Source organism: Stenotrophomonas pictorum JCM 9942 (assembly GCF_001310775.1).
Classification (GTDB): Bacteria; Pseudomonadota; Gammaproteobacteria; order Xanthomonadales; family Xanthomonadaceae; genus Stenotrophomonas; species Stenotrophomonas pictorum.
In genome coordinates, this window is record NZ_BAZI01000148.1 from 1 (window position 1) to 6,715 (window position 6,715).

Below are 6,715 nucleotides of genomic sequence, written 5' to 3' on the forward strand. Positions count from 1 at the left end.
CATTGGAAGCCGCAGTCGCGGATCGCGGTGGCGACCGCGCCCGCCGACAGGCGGGCCGGGTCGTAGGACACCTGCAGGGTCGCGGTAGCGAAATTCGCGCTGGTGGCGTTGACTCCAGGCAGCGCGGCCACGGCCTTCTCCAGCGTGCGCGCGCAGCCGGCACTCACCATGTCGCCGATGGGCCAGGTGCGCGTGCGCACAGTGGGTTTGTGGACGTGCGTCATCGGGTTTCTCCTTGGGATGGAGCGGGGCCGCGCCGGCGTCGCGGGATGAAGGCCGGCACTTCCTGCATGTAGCGGACGTAGTCGTCGCCGAAGCGGCTCAAGCAGTCTTTTTCCTCACGACGCGCCAGGCGGGCATAGGCCCACACGAGCACTGGATAGCTGGCGAGCGTGAGCAGCGTGGGCCACTGCAGCAGGAAACCGGTCAGCACGAGCAGGAAGGCGACGTACTGCGGGTGACGCATGCGCGCATACACGCCCTCGCGGGCGAGCCGGCCTTCACGCTGTGCCCGATACAGCACCGGCCAGGCGGCCGACAGCAGCCAGAAGCCGCCGCCGATCAGGACGAAGCTTGCGATGTGGAATGGGCCGAAATGCGGGTTGCGCGCCAGCCGAACCACATCTCGAGCAGATGGCCCGCGTCATGGCTCAGCCAGTCCACCTGCGGATAGTTGGCGCTGAGCCAGCCGCCCAGGACGTACAGCGTCAGCGGGAAGCCATACATTTCCGCGAACAGGGCCACGACGAAGGCGGAGAACATACCGAACCCACGCCAGTCCCAACGGGTCAGCGGTTTGTAGAAGCTCCAGGCGAAGAAGATGAAGAACGCGGCGTTGATGGCGGCGAGGAGCCAAAGACCGTAGCCGGAGTCGGGTGCCTGCATGTCAGTGCCCTCCGTTCGAGGTGTCGGACGTTTCGTCGTTCAGTGCCCGCTTGCTACGGCTCTCATGCTGGCCATGGGGTGTGTCGTCGGCATTGCCGTCGCGCCCATGACTTCCGGAACCTCCATGACCGCCATGCCCCTTGTGCATGAACACATGCATCAAGGGACATAGCAGCAGGATGGCCAGGGGCAACCAGCGAAGCGTCCCCCCAAGGTGGGCGCGGTGCTCGACGGCGAGATAGAACACGGCCAGCGCCAGGAAGATCCAGAAGACCCAGCGTCGGGAGCCTGAGGGGGCAGGACTGGAGGCTGTCATGGCAAATTCTCCTCTGTGGGGCGGCGTCCAAGAAGTCGCCGGGGGGTGGACTTGACGAACCCGCCGCCTTCAGCAGCGGCAACAGATTCGATCAATGCGCAGACGTCATCGCCAGTCGGAATGGAGTCCGGAAGCTCCGCCCAGGCGTGGATGGCACGCTCCATTCGTCCGTGCATGGCGAGCAGCCTGTCCAGTTGTTGGCGGGTGTCGTCGAGCCTGCGCCGAATGATGTCCCGCACAAGCGGACAGGGACTATGTCGCAGCAGGCTGTGGTGGATGATTTCCTCGATTTCCCCCAGCGTGAAGCCAAGGTGTTGCGCCGTGCGAATGAAGTGCAGGCGAAGGAGCTCCGAGGTGGAGAACAACTGGTAGCCGCCCTCGGTATGCGTGGCCGCTTGCAACAGACCGCGCCGCAGGTAGTTGCGCACCACATGCACCGTGACATCGCCCTGCCGTGCCAGCTGGCGGACCGTCATCAGCGGCAGCGTCACTTCTTCCTTGGTCGTCATCGGCTTGCTCCCGGCGAGGTGTTGATCAGGCTAGACCTGTGTCTCGCACACAGGTCAACCGGCCTTGCGGTGGGCGAAGCCAGTAACGCGCGAATTGGCCGTGGACGGACGGATGTTCGCGGCCACAGTTGCATGAGCCGTCGGTCCCTGCCTGCGTTGAACGGCCCCATCACTACTTCTCCTTGGGTAGTGCGGAGGAGGGGTGCGGCTTCCTGGCCAGCTGCCGCTGCTTGATCAGCGAGTACAGCGCCGGGATCACGACCAGGGTGAGGATGGTCGAAGACACCATGCCACCTACCATCGGCGCAGCGATTCGGCGCATGACTTCCGAGCCAGTACCGCTGCTCCACATGATGGGCAGCAGGCCCGCCATGATCGCGACCACGGTCATCATCTTCGGGCGCACGCGGTCGACCGCGCCTTCGATGATGGCCTCGCGCAGGTCCCGTGAATCCAGTGCCCGGCCTTCGGCCTGCCTCTGCGCGGCACGCGCTTCAAGTGCGTGGTCGAGGTAGATCAGCATCACCACGCCGGTTTCCGCGGCGACGCCGGCCAGCGCGATGAAGCCCACGATCACCGCGACGCTGGTGTTGTAGTCGAGCATCCACATCAGCCAGATGCCACCGACCAGTGCGAAGGGCACCGACAGCATCACGATCAGCGACTCGGTGACACGGCGGAAGTTGAGGTACAGCAGCAGGAAAATCAGCGCCAGCGTCACCGGAACGACGACACGCATCTTCTCCGCGGCACGTTGCATGTATTCGTACTGTCCACTCCAGGTCACGTAGTAGCCAGGCGGGAACTGCACCTGCTCGGTGACCGCTTCCTGCGCAGCCTTCACGTAGCGGCCGAGATCGCTCTCTCGGGTGTCGACGTAGATGTACGCCGCCAGCATCGCGTTCTCGGTGCGGATGCTCGGCGCACCCTTCCTGACCTCAATCCGCGCCAGTTCGCCCAGCGGCACCTGGGCGCCGCCGGGCACCGGCACAAGGACTTGGCTGCCTATCCGGTGCGGATCGTCGCGGAGTTCGCGGGGATAGCGCACGATCGCGCTGAAGCGTTCGCGGCCCTGGAGGATGGTGGTGACGATCTCGCCGCCCAGCGCGGCGGCCACCACGTTCTGCACCTCGCCCAGGGTGACGCCGTACTGGGCCAGGCTGCCAAGGTCGGGGGTGATGTCGAGGTAGTAGGCGCCGGTCAGGCGTTCGGCGAACGCGCTGGTCGTGCCCGGCACTTCGCGCACCACGGCTTCGATCTCGGTGGCCAGCGCGTCGAGTTGCTCAAGGTCCGTGCCGAAGAGTTTGATGCCCACGGGCGTGCGGATGCCGGTGGCCAGCATGTCGGTGCGCGCCTTGATCGGCATCGTCCAGGAGTTGGCGACGCCCGGGAACTTCAGCGCCGCGTCCATCTCGGCGATGAGCTTGTCGGTGGTCATGCCGTCCCGCCATTCGTCCTCGGGCTTGAGGTTGATGACGGTCTCGAACATCTCCAGCGGTGCGGGATCGGTGGCCGTCAGGGCACGGCCCGCCTTGCCGAACACCGACTCCACTTCCGGGAAGCCCTTGATGATCCGGTCCTGCTGCTGCAGCAGCTCCGAGGCCTTGGTCACCGACATGCCCGGAAGCGACGCGGGCATGTACAGCAGCGTGCCTTCGTTGAGGGTTGGCATGAACTCGCTGCCCAGCCGCGATGCAGGCCACAGGCTTGCAAACAGGGCGGCCAACGCAAACATGATTGTGGCCATGCGATGCCGCAGAACGACGTTGATCACCGGCCGATAGGCCGCAACCAGGAACCGGTTCACCGGATTCTTGTGCTCGGGCACGATCTTGCCGCGCACGAACAGCAGCATGAGTACCGGTACCAGCGTGATCGACAACAGCGCGCCACCGGCCATCGCGAAGGTCTTGGTGAAGGCCAGCGGCTTGAACAGGCGACCTTCCTGAGCCTCCAGGGCGAACACGGGCAGGAACGAGACGGTGATGATCATCAGGCTGAAGAACAGCGCCGGCCCGACCTCGCGACAGGCATCGATGATCAGCTGGGTCCGGCTGCGGGAGCCGTCGGAGCGCTCGATGTGCTTGTGCGCGTTCTCGATCATCACGATCGCCGCGTCGACCATCACGCCAATCGAGATCGCGATGCCGCCCAGGCTCATGATGTTGGAGTTCATGCCCAGCATGCGCATCGCGATCACCGCGATCAGCACGCCGACGGGCAGCATGACGATCGCGACCAGCGCGCTGCGCGCATGGAACAGGAATACCAGGCACACCAGTGCGACGATCAGGCTCTCCTCGAGCAGCGTCGTGCGTAGCGTCTTGATCGCGCGCACGATGAGATCGGAGCGGTCGTAGACCGCCTGGACGCTGACGCCCTCGGGGAGTCCACTCGCAAGCTGGGCGATCTTGTCCTTCACCCCCCCGATCACGGCCAGGGCGTTTTCGCCGAAGCGCGCAATGACGATCCCGCCCACAACGTCGCCTTCGCCGTCCAGGTCGACGATGCCACGGCGCTCATCGGTACCAGTTCGACCCGGGCGACGTCGCCGATCAGCACCGGTGCGCCCCCTTCGGCGCGCAGAACCAGGCTCTCGATATCCTCGATACCGCGCAGGTAGCCGCGGCCCCGCACCATGTACTCGGTCTCGGCCATCTCGATCACGCGGCCGCCGACGTCGCGGTTGCTCTCGGCGATCACCTCGGACACGCGTGAAATCGGGATGTCGAACTCGCGCAGCCGGACCGGATCGACGGTGATCGAGTACTGGCGCACGAAGCCGCCGACGCTGGCGACCTCGGCCACGCCGGGCGCGGTGGTGAGCTGGTAACGCAGGTACCAGTCCTGCATCGCGCGCAGCTCGTCCAGCGAGTGGCGGTCGCTCTGCAGCACGTACTGGTAGACCCAGCCCACGCCGGACGCGTCGGGTCCCAGTGCCGGTGCCACGCCAGCCGGCAGGTTTTTCGACGCGACGTTGAGGTTCTCGAGCACGCGCGAGCGCGCCCAGTACAGGTCCGTGCCTTCTTCGAAGATGACGTAGATGAAGGAGGCGCCGAAGAACGAGAAGCCGCGGACGTCCTTCGACTTCGGCGTCGCGAGCAGGGCGCTGGTCAGCGGATAGGTGACCTGGTCCTCGACCACCTGGGGCGCCTGCCCCGGGTACTCCGTGAACACGATCACCTGCACGTCCGACAGATCCGGTTGTGCGTCCAGCGGCGTGTTCATCAGTGCGTAGATGCCACCGGCGACAATCGCCAGCGCCATCAGCAGCACCAGGAAGACGTTGCGCACCGACCATTCAACGAGACGGCCAAGCATGTCAGTGCCCCTCGTGGCCGGTGGGGGCGGGCGGAGTCTCTTCCGGGGTAGCCGGCATGGAATGACCGGCGTGCGGATCAGAGGCCTCGTCACCATGACCTGCGTGCGGGTCGGCGGCGTCCTCGCCGTGCCCGGCGTGTGGATCCTCAGCGGTGCCCGAAGGCGCGCCGTGTCCTGTGTGACCCTCAAGACCCTGGAGTGCCGACTGCAGGTTGCTTTCGGCGTCGATCAGGAAGTTGGCGGAGACCACGACCTGCTCGCCCTCGGTCAGGCCGTCGAGGATCTCGATGCGATCGCCGCCGCGCCGCCCCAGGCTGACATCGCGCGGTGCGAAGCGGCCAGGGCCGGTCTCGACCAGCACCACCTGGCGCGTGCCGCTGTCGAGCACGGCCGAGCGCGGAACGGTCAGGACCGGTCCAGCCCCCGGCTCCTCCAGCACCACCGTCCCATACAGCCCGGGCCGCAGGTCGCCAGCGGGGTTGGGCAGGGCGATGCGCACATCCACGGTGCGCGTCATCGCATCGATGACGGGCTGCACGAAGGTGACCTCGCCCTCGGCCACCTGGCCCGGCAGGGCCACGGTTTCAAAGCGGGCCGTTTGGCCGGGCTGGATACCCGCGGCCTGCGCCGCCGGCACCTTGGCGATCACCCACACCTTCGACAGGTCCGCCAGGCGCAGGATGGTTTCGCCGGGCTCGAAACGCGCGCCCTGGACCACCGGCTTCTCGATCACGACCGCGTCCGCGGGCGCGGTGAGCACCAGGCCCGTCTTGCCCATCTGCGCGTCACTGATTTCCCAGTTGCGCAGGCGGGTGCGGGCGGCATCGCGCAGGCGGACCATCGACGCCGCGCTCGCGGGATCGGACCCGGCCAGCCTGCGGGCGGTCTCGTCGGCCAGCCGGTATTCCTGCTGCGCCGCGGCCAGCTGCGGGCTGTAGACGGAGAGCAGCGGCTGCCCGGCGCTGACCCGCATGCCGGTCTGGTTCGCGTACAGCCGCTCCACCCAGCCTTCGAAGCGCGGGGCGATCGCGTACTGCCGGGTCTCGTCGACCTCGACCGTGCCGCTGGTGCGCACGGTAGCGGACAGGGCTCCGCGCTTGACCGCTTCGGTGCGCACGCCCAGCGCCTGCACCTTGTCCGGCGGCAGCACCACCGTGCCCGGTGCCGCCGGCGGTGCGTCGTCGGCATAGACCGGGACGTAGTCCATACCCATCGAATCCTTCTTCGGCACCGGCGACGTGTCCGCCAAGCCATGGGATTGCGGTAATAGAGCACCTTGCGTTCTGCGGCCGGGCCGTCGATCGACGTGCCCGCGGTCGGGGAGTCGTTCGTGGCGCGGCCGGCAATCCAGCCGACGGCGAGGGCGGCGAGTGCAACGCCGATGGCGAGCGACAGGGTCTGGACACGGGTCATCGGATCTCTCCTTCGATGGCGCGCACGGCGGCGGCGCCCAACAGTTCGTCACGCAGTGCATCGACCCGTGCGAGGTCGGCGCCCTGCCATTCATTGAGTGCTTCCAGCAGCGTCCCGAAGTCGACTTCACCGACCTGGTAGCTGGCCAGGGCGGACTGCCAGGTGGCGTCGGCCTGCGGCAGCAGCGTGTTCTCGATCAGTCCGCGACGCTCGCGCGCGTTGGTCCACTGCGACCAGGCGGAAGCGCCGCGTTCCTCGACGGCCCGCAGCG

6 protein-coding genes and 2 pseudogenes are annotated in these 6,715 nt (G+C 66.8%); all 8 read right to left on the reverse strand.

Going from position 1 to position 6,715, the window contains the following annotated elements:
* The coding region (locus JCM9942_RS09000) for a heavy-metal-associated domain-containing protein (RefSeq protein ID WP_256202345.1) at positions 1-224 on the reverse strand (224 nt) is incomplete at its 3' end.
* Positions 221-622, reverse strand: a complete 402-nt coding sequence (locus JCM9942_RS20720; RefSeq protein WP_256202346.1) for a methyltransferase family protein — start codon at positions 620-622, stop codon at positions 221-223. The genes JCM9942_RS20720 and JCM9942_RS09000, both read right to left, overlap by 4 nt.
* A complete protein-coding gene (locus JCM9942_RS20725) occupies positions 562-885 on the reverse strand; it encodes a hypothetical protein (protein WP_256202347.1) in 324 nt (107 codons plus the stop codon). Before JCM9942_RS20725 ends, JCM9942_RS20720 begins: the two co-directional genes overlap by 61 nt.
* 1 nt (position 886) lies before the next feature.
* Positions 887-1,201, reverse strand: coding sequence for a DUF2933 domain-containing protein (locus JCM9942_RS09010; protein WP_065427866.1), 315 nt, complete (start codon positions 1,199-1,201; stop codon positions 887-889).
* Positions 1,198-1,710, reverse strand: coding sequence for a MerR family transcriptional regulator (locus JCM9942_RS09015; protein WP_017357196.1), 513 nt, complete (start codon positions 1,708-1,710; stop codon positions 1,198-1,200). The genes JCM9942_RS09010 and JCM9942_RS09015 overlap by 4 nt, the downstream gene beginning before the upstream one ends.
* Before the next feature lie 172 nt (positions 1,711-1,882).
* Positions 1,883-5,127, reverse strand: a pseudogene (locus JCM9942_RS09020) (efflux RND transporter permease subunit).
* On the reverse strand, positions 5,033-6,280 hold the full coding sequence (locus tag JCM9942_RS09025; protein ID WP_256202348.1) for an efflux RND transporter periplasmic adaptor subunit: 1,248 nt from the start codon (positions 6,278-6,280) through the stop codon (positions 5,033-5,035). The pseudogene JCM9942_RS09020 and the gene JCM9942_RS09025 overlap by 95 nt, the downstream one beginning before the upstream one ends.
* A 160-nt stretch (positions 6,281-6,440) precedes the next feature.
* Positions 6,441-6,715 (reverse strand): annotated as a pseudogene (locus JCM9942_RS09030) (TolC family protein); the annotation flags it as partial.